The sequence below is a fragment of the Corticibacter populi genome (assembly GCF_004217315.1).
GTDB lineage: Bacteria > Pseudomonadota > Gammaproteobacteria > Burkholderiales > Burkholderiaceae_C > Lampropedia > Lampropedia populi.
On the sequence record NZ_SGWR01000003.1, the window covers coordinates 592991 to 614576 of the forward strand.

21 protein-coding genes are annotated in these 21586 nt (G+C 68.0%); 11 read left to right on the forward strand and 10 right to left on the reverse strand.

Features of this window, described 5'->3' with window-relative positions; genetic code table 11:
* Nucleotides 1-322: 322 nt before the first annotated feature.
* Both xrtQ and EV687_RS13560 read right to left on the reverse strand, forming a co-directional pair.
* On the reverse strand, nt 323-1675 hold the full coding sequence (xrtQ, locus tag EV687_RS18975; protein WP_162846573.1) for an exosortase Q: 1353 nt from the start codon (nt 1673-1675) through the stop codon (nt 323-325).
* Between the two features lie 118 nt (nt 1676-1793).
* On the reverse strand, nt 1794-4124 hold the full coding sequence (locus tag EV687_RS13560) for a VIT and vWA domain-containing protein (protein WP_242612633.1): 2331 nt from the start codon (nt 4122-4124) through the stop codon (nt 1794-1796).
* 239 nt (nt 4125-4363) lie between these two features.
* Between EV687_RS13560 and lspA the strand changes: the two genes are divergently transcribed.
* Nucleotides 4364-4897, forward strand: coding sequence for a signal peptidase II (gene lspA / locus EV687_RS13565; RefSeq protein ID WP_122227613.1), 534 nt, complete (start codon nt 4364-4366; stop codon nt 4895-4897).
* Nucleotides 4898-4939: 42 nt separating this feature from the next.
* The gene (locus EV687_RS13570; RefSeq protein ID WP_122227610.1) at nt 4940-5614 is read left to right on the forward strand and encodes a DUF937 domain-containing protein; all 675 of its coding nucleotides are present in this window, start codon (nt 4940-4942) and stop codon (nt 5612-5614) included.
* Between the two features lie 308 nt (nt 5615-5922).
* On the opposite strand, the gene EV687_RS13575 is transcribed toward EV687_RS13570, so the two are convergent.
* Nucleotides 5923-6921 (reverse strand): ABC transporter substrate-binding protein, encoded by a 999-nt coding sequence (locus tag EV687_RS13575; RefSeq protein ID WP_242612634.1) that lies wholly within the window; start codon nt 6919-6921, stop codon nt 5923-5925.
* Nucleotides 6922-7252: 331 nt separating this feature from the next.
* On the opposite strand from EV687_RS13575, the gene EV687_RS13580 reads away from it, so the two are divergent.
* From EV687_RS13580 to EV687_RS13605, 6 genes are all read left to right on the forward strand, one after another.
* Nucleotides 7253-7918: a TetR family transcriptional regulator gene (locus tag EV687_RS13580; RefSeq protein ID WP_122227607.1), complete on the forward strand. Its 666-nt coding sequence runs from the start codon at nt 7253-7255 to the stop codon at nt 7916-7918.
* A 113-nt stretch (nt 7919-8031) separates the two neighbouring features.
* Nucleotides 8032-8853, forward strand: coding sequence for an ABC transporter permease (locus EV687_RS13585; RefSeq protein WP_122227604.1), 822 nt, complete (start codon nt 8032-8034; stop codon nt 8851-8853).
* 17 nt (nt 8854-8870) lie between these two features.
* Nucleotides 8871-9932, forward strand: a complete 1062-nt coding sequence (locus EV687_RS13590; RefSeq protein WP_242612635.1) for an NAD-dependent epimerase/dehydratase family protein — start codon at nt 8871-8873, stop codon at nt 9930-9932.
* A gap of 57 nt (nt 9933-9989) precedes the next feature.
* Nucleotides 9990-11057: a dihydrodipicolinate synthase family protein gene (locus EV687_RS13595; RefSeq protein WP_122227598.1), complete on the forward strand. Its 1068-nt coding sequence runs from the start codon at nt 9990-9992 to the stop codon at nt 11055-11057.
* Complete coding sequence (locus EV687_RS13600) at nt 11054-11869, forward strand: ABC transporter ATP-binding protein (protein ID WP_122227595.1); 816 nt, start codon at nt 11054-11056, stop codon at nt 11867-11869. The genes EV687_RS13595 and EV687_RS13600 overlap by 4 nt, the downstream gene beginning before the upstream one ends.
* A 79-nt stretch (nt 11870-11948) precedes the next feature.
* Nucleotides 11949-13337, forward strand: a complete 1389-nt coding sequence (locus tag EV687_RS13605; RefSeq protein ID WP_122227592.1) for an L-serine ammonia-lyase — start codon at nt 11949-11951, stop codon at nt 13335-13337.
* 116 nt (nt 13338-13453) lie between these two features.
* Here EV687_RS13605 and EV687_RS13610 read toward each other — a convergent pair whose 3' ends face one another.
* Nucleotides 13454-13864 (reverse strand): YbaN family protein, encoded by a 411-nt coding sequence (locus EV687_RS13610; protein ID WP_242612636.1) that lies wholly within the window; start codon nt 13862-13864, stop codon nt 13454-13456.
* Nucleotides 13865-14016: 152 nt separating this feature from the next.
* Between EV687_RS13610 and EV687_RS18980 the strand changes: the two genes are divergently transcribed.
* Together EV687_RS18980 and EV687_RS13615 are read left to right on the forward strand one after the other, a co-directional pair.
* Nucleotides 14017-14166 (forward strand): hypothetical protein, encoded by a 150-nt coding sequence (locus EV687_RS18980; protein WP_162846572.1) that lies wholly within the window; start codon nt 14017-14019, stop codon nt 14164-14166.
* Nucleotides 14167-14315: 149 nt separating this feature from the next.
* Nucleotides 14316-15596, forward strand: a complete 1281-nt coding sequence (locus EV687_RS13615) for an MgtC/SapB family protein (RefSeq protein ID WP_122227586.1) — start codon at nt 14316-14318, stop codon at nt 15594-15596.
* Nucleotides 15597-15612: 16 nt separating this feature from the next.
* Here the strand turns inward: EV687_RS13615 and EV687_RS13620 are convergent, their stop codons facing one another.
* The 6 genes from EV687_RS13620 to EV687_RS13645 form a co-directional block, all read right to left on the reverse strand.
* Entirely contained in the window at nt 15613-16389 is a 777-nt protein-coding gene (locus EV687_RS13620) for a class I SAM-dependent methyltransferase (RefSeq protein ID WP_122227584.1), read from the reverse strand.
* A gap of 47 nt (nt 16390-16436) precedes the next feature.
* Nucleotides 16437-16973, reverse strand: coding sequence for a DNA-deoxyinosine glycosylase (locus EV687_RS13625; protein ID WP_122227581.1), 537 nt, complete (start codon nt 16971-16973; stop codon nt 16437-16439).
* A complete protein-coding gene (locus EV687_RS13630; RefSeq protein ID WP_122227577.1) occupies nt 16970-17797 on the reverse strand; it encodes a TatD family hydrolase in 828 nt (275 codons plus the stop codon). Before EV687_RS13630 ends, EV687_RS13625 begins: the two co-directional genes overlap by 4 nt.
* A 32-nt stretch (nt 17798-17829) precedes the next feature.
* Nucleotides 17830-18726 carry a ketopantoate reductase family protein gene (locus tag EV687_RS13635; RefSeq protein ID WP_122227574.1) on the reverse strand — a complete coding sequence of 299 codons (897 nt, stop codon included), beginning with the start codon at nt 18724-18726 and terminating at the stop codon, nt 17830-17832.
* 72 nt (nt 18727-18798) lie between these two features.
* Complete coding sequence (gene lolD, locus EV687_RS13640; RefSeq protein WP_122227572.1) at nt 18799-19488, reverse strand: lipoprotein-releasing ABC transporter ATP-binding protein LolD; 690 nt, start codon at nt 19486-19488, stop codon at nt 18799-18801.
* Nucleotides 19481-20737: a lipoprotein-releasing ABC transporter permease subunit gene (locus EV687_RS13645; protein WP_122228918.1), complete on the reverse strand. Its 1257-nt coding sequence runs from the start codon at nt 20735-20737 to the stop codon at nt 19481-19483. Before EV687_RS13645 ends, lolD begins: the two co-directional genes overlap by 8 nt.
* A gap of 180 nt (nt 20738-20917) precedes the next feature.
* On the opposite strand from EV687_RS13645, the gene EV687_RS13650 reads away from it, so the two are divergent.
* Nucleotides 20918-21571 (forward strand): OmpA family protein, encoded by a 654-nt coding sequence (locus tag EV687_RS13650; RefSeq protein WP_122227569.1) that lies wholly within the window; start codon nt 20918-20920, stop codon nt 21569-21571.
* Nucleotides 21572-21586 lie beyond the last annotated feature (15 nt).

Below are 21586 nucleotides of genomic sequence, written 5' to 3' on the forward strand. Positions count from 1 at the left end.
GCTGCCATCGAGCAGGCGACCGACGCCAGGCTGGCTGAGCAACCGCACTGCGGCGGCGATGCTCACGGGGGCATCGAAGCGCTGGTCGGCCAATCGCAAAAGAGGCAGTCTCAGTTGCCAGTCGCCGGGCTGCGGGTGCAGGTACCACAGCAGCCCGGTGGCCAGGGCCAGGCCACCGGCCAGCACCATGGCGGCGGCCATGGCCGTCCAGCGCAGGGCGTTCTTCAAGAGTGGCATTGGGGGAATCTGTCCATGGTCTTTTTGGTGGGCTGCGTCGTACGTCGGGTCTATGGCATGCGCGCAGCCGCTGTTTCACGTGCGCCTACAGCGGGCTGACCACCGTCACGGCCTGCCAGGGGCCCTGTGTCTGGTCCAGCAGCGCAGCCCAGTACCAGGCCGAGGTGTCGGTGAAACCGTGCCCGGCGGCATCCTCGATGCGTTCGCAGACCCGCAGTTTCTCACCATTTCGCTCGGCGATGAAGCAGCGCCAGGTGTGCCCGCCCGCCTGCTGTTCCAGGCGTTCGCCATGCACCCGGTAGCCAATGCCGCGGAAGCAGTCGGCGGCCGGATGCAGCATGCGCGTGGGGCGCAGCACATAACGCCAGACGAGCACCTCGCGGCCAGTGCTCAGGCGTTCGATGCGGCCGGGGAATTGCGCTGCAAACCGGGCCTCGATTTCACCGAGTGCGAGCGGGCGCAGAGGTCGGCCCTGCCAGTCGACCGGCCATTCGACGGCAGCATGGGCTGAGGGGCGGGATGGGTGGCCGTCCTGCGCAAAAGGCCCTGGCGCCGCAGCCATCAGTTGCCAGGCCGCGCACAGCCCGGCGAGCAGCCACAGCGCAGTGGCTGCGCGGCGCGGCGGCAAGACCGTTGGCGCGGAGGCTGTCAGCACCGGCCGGTGCGCCAAAGAGGCTGCACTGCTGGGCTGCATCAGCCTCCAGACGGCGGCGCAAACCAGCAGCAGCACGGCCAGCCCGATGCCCTCATGCCAGAAGGGGGCCAGTGGTTCTCCCTGGGACTGCCAGGCTACCAGCACGGTGTTGCGCACGATGTTGCCCGCCAGCACCAGCGCGCCTACCAGCGGCAGCCGGCGCAGAAAGCGGCGGTTGCCCGCGCCGGCGTGCAGGGCCGCCAGGCAGGCGACGAAGTAGCCCCACCAGGCCATTTGTACGCCGGAGCAGGCGGCATCGACGAGGACCAACTGCCCATCGACCAGCAAGCTGGCGCCGCTGCGCGCGACCACATGCTGGCTGCTCAGCAACCAGCGCGAGGCTTCGGCCACCAGCACGCGCAGCGGATAGCCCAGGTAGAACTGCAGCGAGGCCAGCAGCGGCAGCGAGAGCACGGCCAGGCCCAGCAGCGGGGCGCTGGCCAGCTTGACCGGCCGGACCGATAGCAGACAGGCGGTGACTGCCAGCATGGCCAGCAGCGCCGAAAGCAGGGCCGGCCCATGCGCATGGGCCAGCATGGCCAGCAGCGTCAGCAGCGCGCCGGCCATCAGCCAGCGGGCATCGGCCTGGCGCCGCCATGGCTGCCGCTGTGCCAGGCCCAGCCACAGCAGTGCCAGCAGTGCAAGGATGCCCAGCGGCTCGTCCGATCCGTCGCGCAGGCGGGCCAGCATCCACAGCGCCTGAGGCCACAGCGCCGCTGCCAGCAACGCCAGACCCCATGCCATGGTGCGGATCCGTGATTTCCGGCTTGATGCGGGCGCGGGCATGGCCGTGGTGGATGTCGAGGCTTGCGTGGGAGTGGTCATGGCACTGGCTGGCTGGTGGGATGGGACAGATGGGGGATCAGCGCGTCCAGCGCTGGCGTCCTGCGCGATGCTGGCGGCGCGTCAGCAGGGCCAGCAGCGACAGCACCAGCAAGGCCGCGCCCCAGGTGGCGGGTTCCGGCGTGCTGGGCACGGCAGCGCCAATGGCCAAGGGGCTGACGCCCTCGGGCAGTGGCGTGGGTTGATCCACTGGCGCGCTCACCGCGTCGGCTGCCCTGCGTACCAGTTGGTCGATGGCGATGAAACTGGTGTAGTCGGTCAGCAGGCCATACTGCAGGCCCAGCGCGGTGATGGCCTGGCGCTGTGAATCGTCGCCCAGCAGGGCTTCCTGGTCGGAGAGGCCGGCAATGCGGTGGCGCGCCCACAGGTGCCGCAGGGCCTGGTGCAGGGCGGCTGCATCCGCATTGGTGTCTGCATCGGCATTTCCGGCGGCGGGTGTGGCGCCTGGCGGCACCGGCGGTGTCTGGGCGAAGGGCAGGCGCTGTTCATAGCGCAGCTCGGCGGTGTGGCCCTGCAGGCGCAGGCTGCCCGCCGGCAGGTCTTCGCGCGTCCCGCGCCATTTGCCGAACAGCACCACGGGGCGCTGGGCGAGCACATCGGGCAGTTGCGGCGGCTCGACGTCGTAGGCATCAATGTCGTCGAACACTGCCTTGACGCTGGTGAGCACCGGCGTCTCGACCATGCGGCGAAAGCGCTCGGCTTCACTGCGGGCCTGGCGGGCGTCGGTGATGATGAAGGGCTCGCCCATGCCGGCACGCGCCAGGCCTTCCATCAGATGGCGGTTGACCGAAGAGCCGATGCCGAAGGCGAACACATTGGCCTCGTTGAGGTGCTCGCGCACCAGTGCGAAGGCCTCGCGCTCGACCGAGACGTAGCCGTCGGTGACGACGATCACGCTGCGCGAGAGCTGTGGTGCCTTGGGCAGGCGGTAGACGCGCCGCAGCGCCGGCATGAGCTCGGTGCCGCCGCCGCCCTGGTAATGCTCGATGGTGTCGATGGCGCGCTGGATATTCTCGGCCGTGGCTGCCACCGAGCGCTCGTGCAGCACGCGGTTGCTGCCGGAGAACAACAACACGTTGAAAGTGTCGGTGGGACGCAGGCCGCCGATGAGCTCGCGCAGCATGGTTTTGGCGGTCTGCAGCGGAAAGCCGTGCATCGAGCCGGAGACATCGACGACGAAGATGTAGTCGCGCGGGCTGATCTGCGCGCTGGGGACGGCCTTGGGCGGCTCGATCATGGCGAGGAAGAAGTTCTCGTCATCGCCGCCGCCGTTGCCCGCGTCGCCGCCGTGGGAGACCAGCAGGCCGGCCTCGACCCGATCACCTGCTAGCCGGTAGTCGAGGATGAAGTCGCGGTTGTGCGGCGGACGGCCCTGGGCGTCGGCGGCGAGGCGCAGGCTGGCCCGGCGACCGTTGTCATCAATGTGCGTCTCAAGGGCATGGCTGGGAGATTCAATGGCCTTGATGGGGATCGGCGAATCCAGCCGCAGCGCCAGTGTGAAGGCATCGGCCGGGGTGGTGGCGCCGGCGGCCGTGGCGAGCACGGGCTGGGCGATGGGCGTGTCAAGGGCCTGCGCGGCAGCGGGGCTGTTGTAGCGCGGGCCGACGACCGTGGGGAACACGAACTGGTAACGGCCATCGCTGGGTACCAGCAGTTCGGTGTAGCGCAGCTCGACCTGCACCGTGTCGCCCGGCAGGATGTTGGCCACGTTCATCTGGAACACGTTGGGGCGGTGCTGCTCCAGCAGCGCGGCGGTCTTGCCCGCGCGCTGAGCTTCCTCGTAATCGACGCGGGCCTGCTGCTTCTCGCGGATCTGCGCGGTGATCAGCCGCTCGCCCAGCCGCACCTGCATGGCATGCACGGCCGCGTGCGTCGAGCCGGGAAACAGATAGCGTGCCTCGATGGCCCGGCTGCCCTCGTTGCGGTAAGTCTGCCGCACCCTCACGTTGGCGATCACACCGGCGACATGCACGTCCACCTCGGTGGCCTTGAGGGGCAGCGCATCGAGTGCCGGGTCGGCATGGGGCAGATAGAAGTAGGGACTTTCGGCCTGGCCGGTGCCAGCACCTCCCGCCTGAGTGGCCGCAGGCAGGCAGGCCCAGCCGATGAAGACCAGCCCCGCCATGGCGGCGGCTCGGCCGAGCTGCCGTGCGGCTGTCCGGCACTGGTCGTGCAGGCGCAGCAGCTCCAGGATGAAGGTCTCGGCCCGGGGACCGTCCACGTCATGGGCGGTTCTCGGTGCTGTAGACACCATGGCTTGCATGGCCGATGCGGCATGGCGGCGCAGCCGGGGAGGCAGAGGGCGGGAGGTGGCATCGCGGCGGATGGTGTCAGCGCTGTAGGCGGGCATGGAAGGCTCCAATCGAAGTGACAGGGGGAACATGCCCGCCACGATGCCGGCCGCCCGTGAACTGCGCTTGAAGTGCCAGGACCCACTGTGAAGCCCGTGTGATGACGGTGTGAAAAGCGCACAGTCCCTGGCCTGCGGCGGCGCCGCTCCGCATCAGGGCCTGGCGGCCGCAGGCTTGTGCTATCGTGCGGGCCTCTGGCGGCCGCGCTGCGTGGCCATGTCGATGTTGTGCCCCCTTTATGTCTCCAAACCTTCCGAATTCTTCCCTCTCCCGGGCGGCCGCGCGTCAGCCTTTCTGGCGCTGGCTGATGGTGGCACTGCTGGTGGTGGCGCTTGACCATGCGACCAAGTACTGGATCCTGCAGCATTACCAGTGGGGCGATGCGAGTGTCGTGACCGGCTTCTTCAACATCGTGCGGGCGCACAATACCGGCGCGGCGTTCTCGTTGTTGGCAGACCATGGCGGCTGGCAGCGCTGGTTTTTCGTGCTGGTGGCTGCTGCTGCGACGCTCTTCATCCTGTGGCAGCTCAGGGCGCATGGCGGGCAGAAGCTGGCGTCCTTCTCGCTGGCCTGCATCATGGGCGGCGCCATCGGCAATGTGATCGACCGCCTGATGCACGGCTACGTGGTGGACTTCCTCGATTTCCACTGGCAGGGTCGCCATTTCCCTGCCTTCAACGTGGCCGACATGGCCATCAGCGTTGGCGTCGCCGGCATGCTGCTGGCCGAGCTGCTGCGCTGGCGCCGCGAGCGCAGCCAACCGCAGGCATAGAATGGCCATCCAGTACATTCAACCCGACGAGGAGAAGCCAACATGAGTGAACCCATTTCCGAAGAAATCCTCAGCCAGCTGCGTGGCGGCTCGCTGAACCAGATGGCCCAGCAATTGGGTACCGACACGCAACAGACCGAGCAGGCCATCAGCGCGGCGCTGCCGCTGTTGCTGGGCGCGCTGGCACAGAACGCCCAGCAGCCCGGTGGCGCGCAGGCGCTGTTCGGCGCCATCGAGCGCGACCATGTGCCCGCTGCCGGGCAGCAGGCACAGGGCCTGGCCGGCGGCCTGGATCTGGGCGGCCTGCTCGGTTCGCTGCTGGGCAGTGGGACTGGCACTGGGACTGGCAGCAAAGGTGCTGCGGCGGCCCCGCAGTTCAATGCGGAAGCCATCCTCGGGCACATCTTGGGTGGCAAGCAGGGCCAAGCCGAAAGCGGTTTGAGCCAGGCCACGGGACTCAATGCAGCCAGCGTGCAGAAGTTGCTGCTGATGCTCGCGCCCATCGTCATGAGCTACCTGGGCAAGCAAGTGGCCAGCGGCCAGGCGCAGTCGGCAGACCAGCTCGGCTCGCTGTTGGGCAAGGAGCGTCAGCAGACCGCGCAGCAGGGCGGCCTCGCCGGCGGGCTGCTGTCGGCCGTGCTGGATCAGAATGGAGATGGCAAGCTCGACATGGGCGATCTGCTCAAGCTCGGCTCGGGCTTCCTGAACCGCCGCTGACACCGCACGCGCTTGGCCAATACAAGGCCACAAAGCTCGGCAGCGCCGGTGCCTGGCGGTCGTCGGTGAAGTCGGTTTTGACCTTCAAGCGGGTTGAGAGAAGGGCGTGGTTCAACACGCTCCCTTTGGGATTGGCCTGAGAACCTGTTCACAGTTTTTTCGCGGGTCACGTTGCCCCGGCAGGCGATGCGGTGCAAGACGCAAACCGCAGTCGGGCCGGTGGCCCGGCGAGGATTTGTCACACCGCAGCGCGCGCCTGCCGGGGCAATCCGAAGGGGCAGGAGGTCAATCGATCCACTCGAACATCGTCAGTCTGCCGGCATTCGCACGCTGGTGTCCAGATACTCGTTGGTGAACAGCGTGGCGGGGTCGAGCGGCTTGTCGAGTCCGATCAAGGACTGCACCAAGTCATAGTCGGCCTTCACGCGCTCGGGCGAGAAGGCGCCCAGCGCAACCTGGGTGGTGGTATCGTCGCGCATCAGCTGCTTGATGCGGCCCCACTGGTCGCGCAGGTTGTCGGGGTTCAGCCCGCTTGCGGCATCGGTCAGTGCCTTCAGGCAGGGTTCGAAGTCCTTGACACAGACTTCATAAGCACGTTGCGTGGTGGCTGTGAACTGATGCACCACCTCGGGTTTGGCGTCGAGGTAGGCACCGTTGACCACCAATGAGTTGCCATACACGTTCACCCCCACGTCGCGCCACGCGACGAAGCCCAGGTCGTCGCCGAAATCGCGCACCTTCATGTCGTGCTCGTTGTAGAAGTCACTGATGATGTCCACCGACTTTGACTTGAGTGCCGCCACCTTGGCCTGGGGGCTCAGGTTCACGAACGTGACGGAGGAGGGGTCGATGCCCACCTTCTTGGCGAAGGCCGGCCACATCAGCCGGGCGGCATCGCCGGGCGGGTTGCCGATCTTGCGACCCACGAAATCCCTGGGGCTGCCGATGCCGGCAGACTTGCGCCAGTAGAAGCCTTGGGGGCTGTTGGCGTAGATCACCATCACGGCCTTGAGGTCGGCGCCTTTGGAGCGCGCCTGCATGGCGGTGGGCAAGTCTGCAATGCCGACTTGCGCGCCGCCGGCTCCAACACGCTGTGCGGAGGCTGCGGAGCCGCGTCCAGCCTCGATGCTCAGGTTGATGCCGGCCTGCTCATACCAGCCCTGTGCCTTGGCATAGTAGAGAGGGGCATGGTCGGCGGTGGGCGTCCAGTTGAGCATGAGATTCATGCGCTCGTCGGCCAACGCAGCGTGGGGCAGGGCCAGGGCAGTGCCCAGGATGGACAGTAGGGCAATGGGTCGGATGCGCATCGGTGTTCGCTCCAGGAAAAGGAAGGAAGAGGGCGGGTGTGTGATAGCTTCTCCAGTGAAAGCCTGCGAGACCGCGACGCCTTGGGATCTGTTCTGGCGGCGCTGTGCCTTGTGGATTCTTGTAGCCAACGGCAGCGCTGCTGATAGCAAGAATCTCCTTGCACTGCAACTGCCGCGACAACGGCCCTGGCTTGCCGCCGAGGTGATGCAGGCCTCCTGGAGACGTGTTGGCTGCATGGGCCGTCATCTAGTAGTGCATTTATAATATCAACTGTTTGGTTACTAGGCAATGCCAGCCTGCATGATGGCTGGCAACAGAAGAGCGCAAGACATGACCACCACATCCACCCCCCCCTCCCAGAGCAAGAGCGCCAGCACCCGGCGCCAGGTTTCCAGTGCCTCGGCGCGCGATGCGTTGATTGCCGCCGCCATCGGGGAATTCGCGGCAAAGGGCTTCGCTGGAGCGCGCGTCGATGAAATCGCCGGGGTGGCAGGCGTGAACAAGCAACTCGTCTACCACTACTTCGAGAATAAGCAAGGCTTGTATCTGGTGGCGCTGGAGTCGGTGTATGCGCAGATTCGCGAGAAGGAGAAGGCGCTGTCGCTCGATGCCATGGGCCCGCTCGAAGCCATGTCGGAACTGGTTGGCTTCTCGTTCGACTATCTGGCCGAACACCCGGAGTTCATCTCTTTGCTGACCGATGAGAACCGCAACCGGGGGCGCTACATCCTTGCGTCGGACCGGCTCAAGACCATGCACTCACCCTTCATCGAGATGCTGGAGGCCACACTAAGCCGAGGCGTGGAGGCGGGCGTGTTCCGCGCGGAGTACGACGCCGTGAATCTGTACATCTCCATGGCGGGCGTGTCGTACTTCTTCTTCTCCAACAACCATACCTTGTCTGCCATCTTCGGGCGCTCGCTGGATGCCCCCAGCGCCTTGCTGCAGCGGCGCAGGCATGTGATCGCGTTCGTACTGAACGCCTTGCGGCCCTGAACTGGCCCTGGACTGACCATGAAACGCATTACGGCCAAATATCAACCAACTGGTTGACAAAAGTCAATTCGCGCCTATGATGCAAAGCAGACGACTCCCACGAAGGCATCTGCATGACAGCGCACACCCCCGCCGCCGCGGCCAGCCCGCTCCACGCCGCCCCGCCCCCGCGGCGTGACCCTTGGCCCTGGGGCCGCTGGGCCACGATCATCGGTGTGCATGCCGCGGGCATCGCGTTGTGGGAAGCGGTGGTGCGCATCTTCGCGATCCAGCCGTTCCTGCTGCCCGCGCCGTCGGCGGTCCTGGCCACGCTCGCCAACCCGCAGTACGCCTGGGTGTCCAACACGGCGGTGACGGCGGTCGAGGTGTTCGGCGGCTATGTGCTGGGGCTGGTGCTGGGCATCCTCTGCGCGCTGCTGTTCGTGACCAGCAAGCGGCTGATGCTGCTGGTGTTTCCGGTGCTGGTCACGCTCAACATGATTCCGAAAGTGGCGCTCGGGCCCCTGCTCATCGTGTGGTTCAGCTACGGCATCGGGCCGAACATCCTCATCACCTTCAGCCTGTGCTTCTTTCCCATCCTGATGACCACCATCCGGGGTCTGAACGAGACGGAGCCCGACCTGCTGGATCTGGTGCGCTCGCTCAAGGGTTCGCGCTGGCAGCTGTTCCGCTACATCCAGCTGCCTGGCTCGCTGCCCTACGTCTTCTCGGGCATGAAGGTGGCGACCATCCTGGCCGTGGCGGGCGCCGTCGTGGGGGAATTCATTGCCTCCGACAAGGGCCTGGGCTACCTGATGATCCAGGTGCAGGCCGCGCTCGACACTCCCGCTGTCTTCATGGCGGTGCTGCTCATCACCGCCATCGGCGTGCTGCTCTACCTGCTGGTTCTGCTGCTGGAGCGGTTCTTCATCACCCAGGACGCCCGCATCCAATGACCACCACGACATCCACCATGACCGCTGAATTCTCCCCCGCCGTGCTCGACGGCCTGCCGCTGCCCGACTGCTTCGAGACCGAAGAGGCGCTGGAAGCCTATCTCTCCACCCCCACGAGCGACCTGGTGCGCGACATGGCCCGCACGGAGGGGGATTTGCTCATCCTGGGTGTGGGTGGCAAGATGGGACCCACCCTGGCGCGCCTGGCGCGCAACGCCATGGCGCCGGAGCGCCGCGTGATCGCCGTGGCGCGCTTCTCGGAACCCGGCGTGCGCGAGCAGCTGGAGGCGCACGGCATCGAGACCATTGCCTGCGATCTGCAGGACCGGGCCGCGCTCGCGCAACTGCCCCAATGCGCCAACGTGGTGTTCATGGCGGGACGCAAGTTCGGCGCGGGCGGCAACATGCCGCTCACCTGGGCCATGAATGCCTACGTGCCCGCGCTGGTGGCTGAAACGTTCGCCCGCTCGCGCATCGTGGCGTTCTCCACGGCTTGTGTGTACCCGTTCGTGCCGGTCACGGGCCAGGGTGCGGCCGAGGATTCCCCGCTCGCGCCGCCCGGCGAATACGCCAATTCCTGCGTCGGGCGCGAGCGCCTGTTCGAGCACTTCTCGCAGCTGCACGGCACCCCCGGCCGGCTGTTCCGCCTGAGCTACGCCATCGACCTGCGCTACGGCGTGCTGGCCGACGTGGCCACCAAGGTCTGGCGCGGCGAGCCGGTGGACGTGACCATGGGCCACGTCAACGTGATCTGGCAGGGCGATGCCAACACCCAGGCATTGCGTTGCCTGGCGGCGGCCACGGTGCCGACCTCGCCGATCAACGTGAGCGGCCCCGAGACCACCTCCGTGCGCTGGCTGGCCGAGGAGTTCGCCCGCCTGCTCGAGCGGCCTGCCACCATCACCGGCGCCGAAGCGCCCACGGCCTGGCTCATGAACACGGGCGAGGCGGAGCGGCTGTTCGGCTACCCGCGCGTTCCGCTGTCGCAGCTCATGCTCTGGGTGACCGACTGGACGCGCCGCGAGCAGCGCCTGTACGGCAAGCCCACCAAGTTCGAATCGCGCGACGGCCGCTACTGAGGCCGGAGCCATCCACCATCGCAAGCAACCGGCCACCAAGCCCCGCAGGAGTCCCCGATGTCCTTGAACCGAAACGATCTGCCCCACGACGTGCTGGCGCTGCTGGCGCAGGGCGCGGTGATTCCCGCCCACCCGCTGGCGCTGGATGCCAACCGCCAGCTGGATGCGCGGCGCCAGCGCGCCCTCACGCGCTACTACGTGGACGCCGGCGCCGGCGGCCTGGCCGTGGGAGTGCACACCACGCAGTTCGCCATCCGCGAGCGTGGCCTGTACGAGACCGTGCTGCGCGGCGCGATGGAAGCGCGGCTGGCCTGGAGCGACCGGCCCATGGCCATGGTGGCCGGCCTGTGCGGCCCGACCGCGCAGGCGCGGGCCGAGGCTCGCACGGCCGTGGCGCTGGGCTACCACGCCGGGCTGCTGAGCCTGGCCGCGCTGGCCGGGGCCTCGGAAGACGAACTCATCGCGCACTGCGAGGCCGTGGCCGGGGAGATCCCGCTCGTCGGCTTCTATCTGCAGACGGTGGTGGGCGGGCCGGTGCTGTCGAGCGACTTCTGGCGGCGCTTCGCTCTCATTCCCAACGTGCTGGCCATCAAGGTGGCGCCGTTCAACCGCTACCGCACCATCGACGTGGTGCGCGGGCTGGTCGATGCGGGCGCGGAGGAGCGGGTGTTCCTCTACACCGGCAACGACGACCACATTGTGCTCGACCTCGCGCTGCCCTTCGTCGCCATGCGCGGCGGCGAGCCGGTCACGGTGCGCTTTCGCGGCGGCCTGCTGGGCCACTGGTCGGTCTGGACGCACAGCGCGGTGCGCCAGCTGGCGCAGATCAAGGCCGCCATCGCGGCGCAGGGCGGCGCGCTGCCGCCCGAGGTGCTGGCGCTGGACGCTCGCGTGACCGACTGCAACGCCGCCTTCTTCGACGTGCGCAACAACTTTCACGGTTGCATCGCCGGTTGCCACGAGGTGCTGCGCCGCCAGGGGCTGCTCGAAGGCATCTGGTGCCTGGACCCGGCCGAAGGCCTGGGCCCCGGCCAGTCCGCCGAGATCGACCGCGTGTACGCCGCGCACGGCGACCTGGCGGACGACGCCTTCGTGCGCGAGAACCTGGCACGGTGGCTGTCATGAGCGCCGCAGCGCCAGCGCTTTCCCCGGCCACGCCGACCGCACCGGATGCGGCGCCGCTGATCCGCATGCGCAACCTGCGCAAGGTGTACCGCAAGCGCGGCGAAGACTTCCTGGCCGTCTCCGACGTCACCATGGACGTCTTCCCCGGCGACATGGTCTCGCTGGTGGGGCCGTCGGGCTGCGGCAAGTCCACGCTGCTGAAGATCCTGGCAGGCCTGCACGGCCACGACGGCGGCACGCTGGAGATCGGCGGCGCGGGCCACGCGGCCTTCGACGCGGGCCGCGACGTCGGCATGGTGTTCCAGCAGCCGCTGCTGCTGAAGTGGCGCACCATCCTCGACAACGTGCTGCTGCCGGCCGACATCCTGAAGATCGACAAGCGCCAGGCGCGCGAGCACGCCCTGGCCCTCCTGGAGATGGTGGGCCTGGCCGGCTTCGCCGACAAGATGCCCTACGAGCTCTCGGGCGGCATGCAGCAGCGCGCCGCCATCGCCCGCGCGCTGATCCACGACCCCAAGCTGGTGCTGATGGACGAACCGTTCGGCGCGCTCGATGCGCTCACGCGCGAGAAGATGAACCTGGAGATGCTGCGCATCCGCGAACGCACCGGCAAGACCTTCATCGTGGTCACGCACAGCATCCAGGAGGCCGTGTTCCTGGGCTCGCGCTGCGCGGTGCTGACGGCCGGCCCCGCACGCATGGCCGAGTGCTTCGACATCAGCCTGCCGCAGCCGCGCACCCTGCACGTCAAGACCAGCCCGGCCTTCGGCAGCTACGTGCAGCGCATCTACGACCTGCTCGGCGTGGAGTAGGCGGCGCGCCGGCAGCGGCACCCCATGCCGCACAATGCGGCCGCACGGATCCCCATCTATTCCCACGACCGGAGCCGCCATGGCCGTCAGCGTTTTCGACCTGTTCAAGATCGGCATCGGGCCGTCGAGCTCGCATACCGTGGGGCCCATGCGCGCGGCCCGGCTCTTCGTGCAGCGCCTGGCGCGCGACGGGCATTTGCCCGCGGTGGCGCGGGTGCGCAGCGCGCTCTACGGCTCCCTGGGCGCCACGGGGCGCGGCCACGCCAGCGACCGGGCCGTGCTGCTGGGCCTGGCCGGGCATGCGCCCGACACGGTGGACGTGAATGCCATCGACGGCATCATCGACGGCATCCGCAGCCAGCGCGTGCTGCCGCTGGCCGACGGGCCCGCGGTGCCCTTCGACGAGGCGGCCGACCTGCTGCTCGTGCCCGGCACTACGCTGCCCCTGCACGCCAACGGCATGCGCTTCGAGGCCTTCGATGCCGTCGGCGGGCTGCTCGACGCGCAGGTGTATTACTCGGTCGGCGGCGGCTTCATCGTGAGCGAAGAGGCCGCCGCCGACGCCGCGCGCCAGTCGCAGATCGCGCCCGACACCACGGTGCTGCCGCTGCCGTTCCACAGCGGCGGGCAGCTCCTGGCCCAGGCGCGCACCCACGGCGGCTCGATCGCGCGGGTGATGCGCACCAACGAGCGCCACTGGCGCAGCGACGCCGAGATCGACGCCGGCCTGCTCGCGATCTGGCGCGCGATGCAGGCCTGCGTGGAGCGCGGCTGCGGCACCGGCGGCGTGCTGCCCGGCGGCTTCAGGGTGCGCCGGCGCGCGCCCGCGCTGCATCAGGCGCTGCAGGGCGGGCCGCAGCCGTCCGAGGACCCGCTGCAGGTGATCGACTGGGTGAACCTGTTCGCGCTCGCGGTGAACGAGGAGAACGCCGCCGGCGGCCGCGTGGTCACCGCACCCACCAACGGCGCGGCGGGCATCGTGCCGGCGGTGCTGCACTACTACCGGCGCTTCGTCGCGGGCGCGGACGACGCGGGCGTGGTCGACTTCTTGCTCACCGCCGGTGCCATCGGCATCCTCTACAAGGAGAACGCCTCCATCTCCGGCGCCGAGGTGGGCTGCCAGGGCGAGGTGGGCGTGGCCTGCTCGATGGCGGCGGCGGGCCTGTGCGCCGTGCTCGGCGGCACGCCCGAGCAGGTGGAGAACGCAGCCGAGATCGGCATGGAGCACCACCTGGGCCTGACCTGCGACCCGGTGGGCGGCCTGGTGCAGATCCCCTGCATCGAGCGCAACGCGCTCGCGGCGGTGAAGGCGATCAACGCCGCGCGCATGGCGCTGCGCGGCGACGGCACGCACCACGTGAGCCTCGACCAGGTCATCAGGACCATGCGCGAGACGGGTGCGGACATGATGACCAAGTACAAGGAAACCTCGCGCGGCGGTCTCGCGGTGAACATCGTTGAATGCTGATCGGGGGGCGCCAGGGGCAGCGGGCGATCCGGCACGTGGCTGTGCGCGACCCCTTCATGCACCTCGACCGGACGCGCTGGTGCCGACCTGGCGGGGGGCGTGGCCAAGTCCATGCCTCAACGGCCGGCAGGCGGCTCCGGTCGCTGCCACAGCCAGATGGCCACGCCGGCCATGCAGCTGGCGGCCAGTATCATCGCCCAGACAGGTGGCCGGAACACGGCCATGACCAGCATGCAGGCCAGCATGGCCAGCGAGGCGCTGCGCTTGGCCTTGCGGCTGACGTAGCCGCCGGCCTCCCAGTTGACGAGCATCGGACCGAACAGCCGGTGGCGCCGCAGCCATTGGTGCAGCCGGGGTGAACTGCGTGCCGCGGCCCAGGCCGCCATCAGGATGAACACGGTGGTCGGCAGGCCGGGGACGAACACACCGATGATGCCCAGCGCCAGGAAGACCATGGCCAGCAGATAGAGGATGGCACGCTCGATGCGGCTCTCGCGCGGACGGGCCGCGCGCGCCGGCGGCGGCATGTCAGCGCACTCAGGGCCGCCAGCCGGAGACCGTGCTTCGGCTGGGGCCGGCGCGTGCTCAGGCGGGGAAGGCGGAGGTGCCGAAGACTCGGTCATGGTGCATCGTCATGGTGTCTGCCCTGCACTGTAACGGGCGCAGGCCTGCTTTGGGCATGGCATTGCCGCTGCTGTGGATTTTGCGGAGCCGCGGCGCCGTGCGGCTTTGTGCGATGATCACCGACGCGGATTCTCCTCTGGATGGCATGGCGGCCATTATCGGCGCTGATGAACCCTCGCGGCCCGGTCTCCAGGTGCGCATATGAGCATGTATCAGCGCATATCGGCGCATATCAGCGCATGGGAGAGCACAGGGGCGGCCTGAAGACCATCGGGCCACCAGTACCTTTCCGGGCAGGAGTCCATCCGCTGCATTTCTTCCTGTTCATTGACGAAACCAGCACACCAGACGGCCATGCATCTTCCCGACGAGTTGAGCCATTTCTTCAACCTGGCGGTGGCGCTGGGCATCGGCCTGCTGGTGGGCGCCGAGCGCGGCTGGCGCGAGCGCGCCGAGGACGATGCGCGTCAGAGCGCGGGCATTCGCACCTTCTCCATCGCCGGTCTGCTCGGTGGCGTGGCGGTGCTGCTGGCGCAGGGCCTGGGCCCGCAACTGGGCGCGGCCGCCTGGGCCGCGGTGCTGCTGGTCGTGGGCATTCTGGCGCTGGCCGGCTATGTGGCGCACTGCCGGATCACCGGGGACGTGGGCCTGACCACCGAGCTGGCCTTGCTGACGACCTTCGCGCTGGGCAGCCTGGCGATGGCCGGCATGCCATTGCTTGCGGCTGGCTGTGCGGTGGTCCTGGCCATCCTGCTGAGTCTCAAGGAACGCCTGCACCAGGCCTTGCAGCGCATGGAGGCGAGCGAATTGACGGGAGCCTTCAAGCTGCTCTTCATCTCGCTGGTGGTGTTGCCGGTGCTGCCCAATGAAGGCTATGGGCCCTGGCAGGTGCTCAACCCCTACACCATCTGGTGGATGGTGGTGCTGATTGCGGCGCTGGGCTTTGCCGCCTATGTGGCCATCCGCGTGGCGGGCGAGCGCTACGGGCTGATGCTGACGGCCGTGCTCGGCAGCATCGTCTCCTCCACGGCGATCACGCTCACGCTCTCCAAGATGGGCGAGCGCAGGGAACTGCGCTGGGTGCTGGCTGCCGGGCTGCTGGTGGCTTCGGGCCTGATGTTCGTGCGCATGCTGCTGGCGGTGGCGGTGATCAACCACGGCCTGCTGCCGGCGTTGGCGCTGCCGTTGCTGGCGTGCACGGCGGTCTATATCGCGGGCGGCCTGGTGTTCTGGCTGCGCGCCAGCCGCAGCAGCGCGCCACAGGCCGCCGCCCAGGCGCCATTGAACAACCCTTTCGAGCTGTGGCCGGCGCTGCGTTTTGCTGCACTGCTGACGCTGATACTGCTGCTGGTGCAGGCCGGACGCCACTATCTGGGCGATGCCGGGGTGTACGTGGTGGCGCTGCTGGCGGGCCTGACGGATGTGGATGCCATCACCCTCTCGCTCTCGCGCAGCGCGCTGGGCAACCTGGATGCGGCGGTGGCCGTGCGCGGCATTTTCCTGGCCGCGGTCAGCAACAGCCTGGTCAAGCTCGGGTTGGTTGGCGTGGTTGGCGGGCGCGCGCTGTTCCTGCCGATCTTGCCGGTGGTGCTGGGCGGTCTGGCACTGGGCAGTGCCTGCCTGCTCTGGCTGTGACCAGGTTCCGGGAAGATCAGGCCAAACCCTCTGGTCGCCAGTCCTGCAGTGCATGCACCCACAGGCGCGCCGGCAGCTTCCAGCGCTGCTCGATCACTTCGGCACGGTGACGCAGCAGCGGCAGGTCGAAGGCTCCGGGGGACTTGCGCGCCAGCAGAATGGTGTTGCCCTCGCGGGTAGGCTTGAAGTGCCAGACGGCATCGGCGCCGAAGGCGCTGGCGATGTTCTGCATGTTGCGCTCGAAGCTGGCGTGGCGACCGAACAGGTTGACGGTCATGCAGCCTTCGGGACTGAGCATGGCATGGCAGTGCCGATAGAATTCGGCGCTGTCGAGTACCGGGCCGGCCGCCTCGTGGTCGTAGAGGTCGACCTGCAGCGCATCGACGCTGCCGAGCCAGTCGGGGTCCTGCACCGCCTCCTCGGCGTTGGCCAGCAGCACCTGCAGGCGCTCGTCGTTGTCGGGCAGGCGAAACCATCGCAGGCAGGCAGCGACCACCTGCGGGTTCAGTTCGATGGTGGTGGTGCGCATGCCCAGGCGCTTGTGGCAGAACTTGGTGAGCGCCGCAGCGCCCAGCCCGAGCTGCATGGCATGCAGATCGGGAACGGCATCGGGCTCGAAGAACAGCAGCCAGGCCATCATGCGTTGCACGTATTCGAGTTCGATGTCGACGGGCTTGGCAATGCGCATCGAGCCCTGGATCCAGGGCGAATCCAGGTGCAGGTGGCGCACGCCGTCTTCCTCGGAGATGCTGACGCCGGGCAGTTCGCTGCCGGCAGGAGAGGCGTTCTTCACGCGGGAAATCCTTTCGCGGGGTTCATGGGTTGTCCCGGCCCTTGCGATCAGGCAGCAAGAGCCGGTTCAAAAGCTGCGCGCCAGGCGGCCAGTTTGCGCTCGAAGCTCCAGCTCGCATTGGCCGGGCTGGTCGAAGGCAGGCGCACCACGGGCACGCCGAGCTGGCGGGTGATGCGGGCATGGCGCCAACTCTCGCCGCCATTGTGGGCGATCAATTGCAGGTCGGGACATTGCGCGCGCAGGGCGGGAAGGTCATTGACGCGGGCGTTGCGGATGGCGCTGTCGAGACTGCCCTCGCGCTCGCAGGCAGCATACACGTCCCACAACCCGAGCCGCCGCTGCCGCAGCCAGTCGCAGCGGCCCGCATAGTCGAGCGGCTGTGGGAACTGGGGCCACAGTGCCGCGAGAATGGGCCAGAACTGGTTGCGCGGGTGTGCATAGTATTGCTGTGCCGCCAGCGAGGCGGCGCCGGGAAAGCTGCCGAGGATCAGGATGCGCGTATGGATATCGGCCACCGGCGCCAGGCCGCTGAGGGCGGCGGACGCGGGGGATGCGATGGGCGCAGTGGATGGGTGCACGATCATGGGGTGGCAAACAGCGCAGCGAGGCGGGGCAGCGCCTGCAGCGCATTGCGCGCGGTCTGCTGCATCCATTCTTCAGTGTCGGCGCCGCGCAGCCCGGCGACGGTGCGCGCAATGCGCGGCAACTCGGCGGGGCTGTTGCGGCCCTGCGGCAGGCCCTGCGCGCGCGCATGTGCCGCCACGTACAGCCAGTGCGGCGGAATGTCCGGCGCATCGGTCTCCAACACGATGGCGTCGGCCGGCAGCTCGGCCGCCAGCCGGCGCAACTGCAGGGCACGGTCATAGGTCACGGCGCCGCCAAAACCCAGCTTGAAGCCCAGGTCCAGAAAGGCCTGGGCCTGTTGCCGGCTGCCATTGAAGGCGTGGGCAATGCCGCCTCCGTCGAAATGCGCTTCCCGCAGGTACTTGAGTACCTTGTCCACCGAGCGGCGCACATGCAGGATGACCGGCAGGCGCTGTGCCTTGGCCAGGCGCAGCTGTTCGCGGAGGAAGCGCTCCTGGCGGGGATTGTCGAGCGGTTCGAAATAATCCAGCCCGATCTCGCCGACGGCCACCAGCCGGGCATCGCCCTGCCGGGCGGCAAGCTGCTGCTGCAGCGTCTGCAGGTCGTCATCGCGCGCGGCGGGTGTGTAGAGCGGGTGGATGCCCAGTGCATAGGCATCGCCAAAGGCATGGGCCGTTTGTGCAGCCGCTTCGAAGCTGTTGGCGGCCACGGCCGGAATCACGCAGCAGGCCACGCCTGCCGCACGCGCAGCGTCGCGCACGGCCGCGCGGTCGGCATCGAACTCGGCGGCATCGAGGTGGCAGTGCGTATCGATCCAGGGCATGGCAACGGGGAGATGGCGTTCTGCTGTGACGCTCAGTGCACGGCCTTGTTCTCAAGCACGCGCACCATCACCAGCAGCGCCCGGTTGGCGGGCGTGGCCACGCCCAGCCGTTCGCCCAGGCGGACGATGTGGCCGTTGATGTACTCGATCTCGGTGGGCTTGCCGCGTGCCAGATCCTGCGCGGTGGAGGAGTGCTGCCCCGCCATCCCGCGCGCCAGGCCCAGCACCGCATCCATGCCGGGGTGGGTCAGTGCCAGGCCCTGGGCGGCAGCGACGGCCAGGCACTCGTCCACCACGTCCTGCATGAGCCGGGCCACGCCTTCGGTCTGTACCAATTGCCCGTAGTTGACCTGGGCGACGGCCGAGAGCGCGTTGTAGGCGCAGTTGATGATGAGCTTCTGCCACTGCCTTTGCACCACCTCGGCGTCGATGGCGAGCGGGATGCCCGCTTCAGCAAACTGCGTCTGCGCGGCATCACAGCCTTCCCAGGGCCCGGCAATCAGTTCGCCCCGGCCATGGTGCAGCACGTGGCCGGGGCCGGCCATCTCGGTGGCCACATAGACCACCGCGGGCACCACCGGATTGGGCAGGATGGCGCGGATGCGCTCGGGATTGTCCACCCCGTTCTGCAGCGACAACACCACCGCCTGCGGGGCGAGCGTATCCTCGAGGGCCCGTGCGGCAGCTTCCGAATCGCTGGACTTGACACAGAACAGCACCAGTTCCGCGTCGGCCAGCGCGGCGGGCTCCTGCGAAGCCTGCATGGCCACCTGCACATCCAGATCGGCGCGCTGCAGCCGCAGGCCTTCCTGCCGCACCACCGTGACCAGCGCCGGACGACCAATCAGAGTCACCGCATGGCCGGCGCGTGCCAGCAGCGCACCGTAATAGCAACCGACGGCGCCCGCTCCCATGACTCCGATTCGCATGCCTGTATCCTTGTCAGATTCAAAAGTCCGAAGATAGCAGAGCTTCCCTTGGACTGTGGCAGCGGCGGGTTTTCAGTGCGCCTCGCCGAGAACACCCGAGGCCATGCGCAACTGGCGGTCGCAGCGGGCGGCCAGATCCGCGTCATGGGTGACCAGCACGAAAGCGGTGCCGTGGTCGCGCGCGAGTTCGAGCATCAGCGCGAACACGGCATCGGCGGTCTCGCGGTCGAGGTTGCCGGTGGGTTCGTCGGCCAGAACGCAGATCGGCTCGGTCACCAGCGCGCGGGCGAGGGCCACGCGCTGGCGCTCGCCTCCGGAGAGTTCGGCGGGGCGGTGCTGCAGGCGCTCGCCCAGGCCCACCTTCTGCAGGATGGCGCTGGCCTTGCGCACGCACTCCTCGTGGCTGGCGCGGCGGATGCGCAGCGGCATGGCAACGTTCTCCAGCGCCGTCAGTTCGGGCAGCAGGTGGTGGAACTGGTAGACGAAGCCGAGCTTGCGGTTGCGCATCACGCCACGCTGGTTGGCGTTCATGGCCTCGAGGGCCTGGCCTTGCAGTTGCACGCTGCCGGAAGTGGGTTTGTCCAGGCCGCCGAGAATGTGCAGCAGCGTGCTCTTGCCCGAGCCGGAGGCGCCAACGATGGCCAGTGTCTGGCCGGCATGCACGTCCAGGCTCAGGCCCTTGAGCACGGTGACGTCCAGTGGCCCCTCGACGAAACGCTTGACGACATTGCGGGCGGAGAGGATGACGGGTTTCTCACTCATAGCGCAGCGCCTCCGCCGGGTTGATGCGGCTGGCGCGCCAGCTCGGGTACAGGGTGACGATGAAGGACAGCACCAGTGCCACCAGGCAGATCGAGACGATGTCGCCCAGCTGCGGGGCGCTGGGAATCTCGCTGACGAGGTAGACGTCCTGGGGCAGGATCTGGAAGCCCAGCAGGCGTTCGATGAAGGGCACGATGACGTCGATGTTGAAAGCCACCAGCAGGCCCAGCAGCAGCCCGGCGAATGTGCCGATGATGCCGACCATCGCGCCCTGCACGACGAAGATCGCCATGATGGAGCCGGAGGTGGCGCCCAGTGTGCGCAGGATGGCGATGTCGGCGCGCTTGTCGGCCACCGTCATCACCAGTGTGGCGACCAGGTTGAAGGCGGCGACCGCGATGATGATCGAGAGGATGATGAACATCATGCGTTTTTCCAGCTGCACGGCGACGAACCAGTTGCGGTTCTGCATGGTCCAGTCCTTGAGCAGCAGCGGGTCGGTCAGCGTCTGGGCCAGCTGCTGCACGACCTGCGGTGCCTTGTGCAGGTCCCGGAGCTTGAGACGGATGCCGGTTGGAGCTTCCAGCCGGAAGATGCGCTGGGCATCCTCGTAGTGCAGCATGGCCAGCGAGGAGTCGTACTCGTAGTGGCCGGAGTCGAAGGTACCCACCACCGTGACCTGCTTGAGGCGCGGTATCACCCCGGCCGGCGTGACCTGGCCCGAAGGGGCGACCACCGTGACCTTGGCGCCTTCCTTGACGCCGAGTTGCTCGGCCAGCACCTTGCCGAGTACGATGTTGAAGGTGCCCGGCTGCAGGCGCTGCAGCACCTCGGACGGCATGGCGGTGGCCAGGTCGGTGACCTGCGGCTCCAGCGCCGGGTCGATGCCGCGCACCATCACGCCGCGCATGTCCTCGCCGTGCGCGATCAGGCCCTGCGCCGAGACGAAGGGCGCCGCTCCCACCACTTCGGGGTTCTGCAGGGCCTGGCGGGTGGTGCGTTCGATGTCCGGCAGCACGCCACCGGCGGGTGCGAATATCTCGATGTGGGAGACGACGCTGAGCATGCGGTCGCGCACATCGCGCTGGAAGCCGTTCATCACGCTGAGCACGATGATCAGCGCCGCAACGCCCAGCGCGATGCCGATGGCCGAGATGCTGGCCACGAAAGAGAGCAGGCCCTTGCTGCGGCTGGTGCGTCCCGCACGGGTGTAGCGCCAGCCCATGGACCATTCATAAGGTGTTTGCATAGTTTCAGGCGGTGGGTGCCGCAGGGCACCGAAGGAGGCGATTGTGCATGAAATCCCCACCGGCCGGCCTTTGCCCGGCAGGCGCGGCGCCGCCATGTCCCAGAATCGGGCGGGCGCGGCGCGAGCGCATACAATGCCGGCCAGGATTTTTCATGAACACACAGATGGGGATTTGCAAGAATGGCAGAACAAAAGGACAGTGAAACACGCGTGGCTCTGCTGCTCGTCTCGGCCCTGATTGCCGCGGTGGTCGGTGGCGTGGTCTGGTTTGGCGCTTCCACGGTCGTGGGCAAGCAGCCGGCTGGCAGCACCGGCACCGAGACCGTGGTGGTCGAGACCGTCGGCACGACGCCGACGGGGGCGGTGGTGGTCGAGCGTGAGGAAGTGGACATCACCCAGGTGGCTGCCGGCGAACAATCCGCCGTGGATGTCAGCGAAACGGTGGCCGTTGCTGTCCCGGCGGCCGGAACCGCCGAAATTGGCGAAACTGCCGCAGCCGATGACGAGGCCCGCGTGGTGGTCGAGGATGGCGTCGTCAAGTTCTACTTCGCCGTGGGCAAGGCCGACATCGCCCCCGGTGCCGCCGAGGCCCTGTTGGACGTGATCACCGCCACCAATTCGGGCAAGCGCGCCATCATCTCCGGCTACACCGATGCCAGCGGCAATGCCGAGATCAACGAGGCGCTGGCCAAGCAACGCGCCGAAGCCGTGCGCGAGCAACTGGTGGCTTTGGGCGTTCCCGCCGAGCGTCTGGAGCTGCGCAAGCCCGAAGCCTTGACGGGCACCGGCAACGCTGCCGAGGCGCGCCGCGTGGAAGTGCGACTGGAAGACTGAGCACCCACAGGATCC

What these genes read in the sequence shown, in the direction of transcription:
- xrtQ (WP_162846573.1), bottom strand. Translation starts at nt 1,675, where the DNA reads ATGGCATGGGGTCTGGCGTTGCTGGCAGCGGCGCTGTGGCCTCAGGCG.
- EV687_RS13560 (WP_242612633.1), bottom strand. Translation starts at nt 4,124, where the DNA reads ATGCCCGCCTACAGCGCTGACACCATCCGCCGCGATGCCACCTCCCGC.
- lspA (WP_122227613.1), top strand. Translation starts at nt 4,364, where the DNA reads ATGTCTCCAAACCTTCCGAATTCTTCCCTCTCCCGGGCGGCCGCGCGT.
- EV687_RS13570 (WP_122227610.1), top strand. Translation starts at nt 4,940, where the DNA reads ATGAGTGAACCCATTTCCGAAGAAATCCTCAGCCAGCTGCGTGGCGGC.
- EV687_RS13575 (WP_242612634.1), bottom strand. Translation starts at nt 6,921, where the DNA reads ATGCGCATCCGACCCATTGCCCTACTGTCCATCCTGGGCACTGCCCTG.
- EV687_RS13580 (WP_122227607.1), top strand. Translation starts at nt 7,253, where the DNA reads ATGACCACCACATCCACCCCCCCCTCCCAGAGCAAGAGCGCCAGCACC.
- EV687_RS13585 (WP_122227604.1), top strand. Translation starts at nt 8,032, where the DNA reads ATGACAGCGCACACCCCCGCCGCCGCGGCCAGCCCGCTCCACGCCGCC.
- EV687_RS13590 (WP_242612635.1), top strand. Translation starts at nt 8,871, where the DNA reads ATGACCGCTGAATTCTCCCCCGCCGTGCTCGACGGCCTGCCGCTGCCC.
- EV687_RS13595 (WP_122227598.1), top strand. Translation starts at nt 9,990, where the DNA reads ATGTCCTTGAACCGAAACGATCTGCCCCACGACGTGCTGGCGCTGCTG.
- EV687_RS13600 (WP_122227595.1), top strand. Translation starts at nt 11,054, where the DNA reads ATGAGCGCCGCAGCGCCAGCGCTTTCCCCGGCCACGCCGACCGCACCG.
- EV687_RS13605 (WP_122227592.1), top strand. Translation starts at nt 11,949, where the DNA reads ATGGCCGTCAGCGTTTTCGACCTGTTCAAGATCGGCATCGGGCCGTCG.
- EV687_RS13610 (WP_242612636.1), bottom strand. Translation starts at nt 13,864, where the DNA reads ATGCCGCCGCCGGCGCGCGCGGCCCGTCCGCGCGAGAGCCGCATCGAG.
- EV687_RS18980 (WP_162846572.1), top strand. Translation starts at nt 14,017, where the DNA reads ATGGCATTGCCGCTGCTGTGGATTTTGCGGAGCCGCGGCGCCGTGCGG.
- EV687_RS13615 (WP_122227586.1), top strand. Translation starts at nt 14,316, where the DNA reads ATGCATCTTCCCGACGAGTTGAGCCATTTCTTCAACCTGGCGGTGGCG.
- EV687_RS13625 (WP_122227581.1), bottom strand. Translation starts at nt 16,973, where the DNA reads ATGATCGTGCACCCATCCACTGCGCCCATCGCATCCCCCGCGTCCGCC.
- EV687_RS13630 (WP_122227577.1), bottom strand. Translation starts at nt 17,797, where the DNA reads ATGCCCTGGATCGATACGCACTGCCACCTCGATGCCGCCGAGTTCGAT.
- EV687_RS13635 (WP_122227574.1), bottom strand. Translation starts at nt 18,726, where the DNA reads ATGCGAATCGGAGTCATGGGAGCGGGCGCCGTCGGTTGCTATTACGGT.
- lolD (WP_122227572.1), bottom strand. Translation starts at nt 19,488, where the DNA reads ATGAGTGAGAAACCCGTCATCCTCTCCGCCCGCAATGTCGTCAAGCGT.
- EV687_RS13645 (WP_122228918.1), bottom strand. Translation starts at nt 20,737, where the DNA reads ATGCAAACACCTTATGAATGGTCCATGGGCTGGCGCTACACCCGTGCG.
- EV687_RS13650 (WP_122227569.1), top strand. Translation starts at nt 20,918, where the DNA reads ATGGCAGAACAAAAGGACAGTGAAACACGCGTGGCTCTGCTGCTCGTC.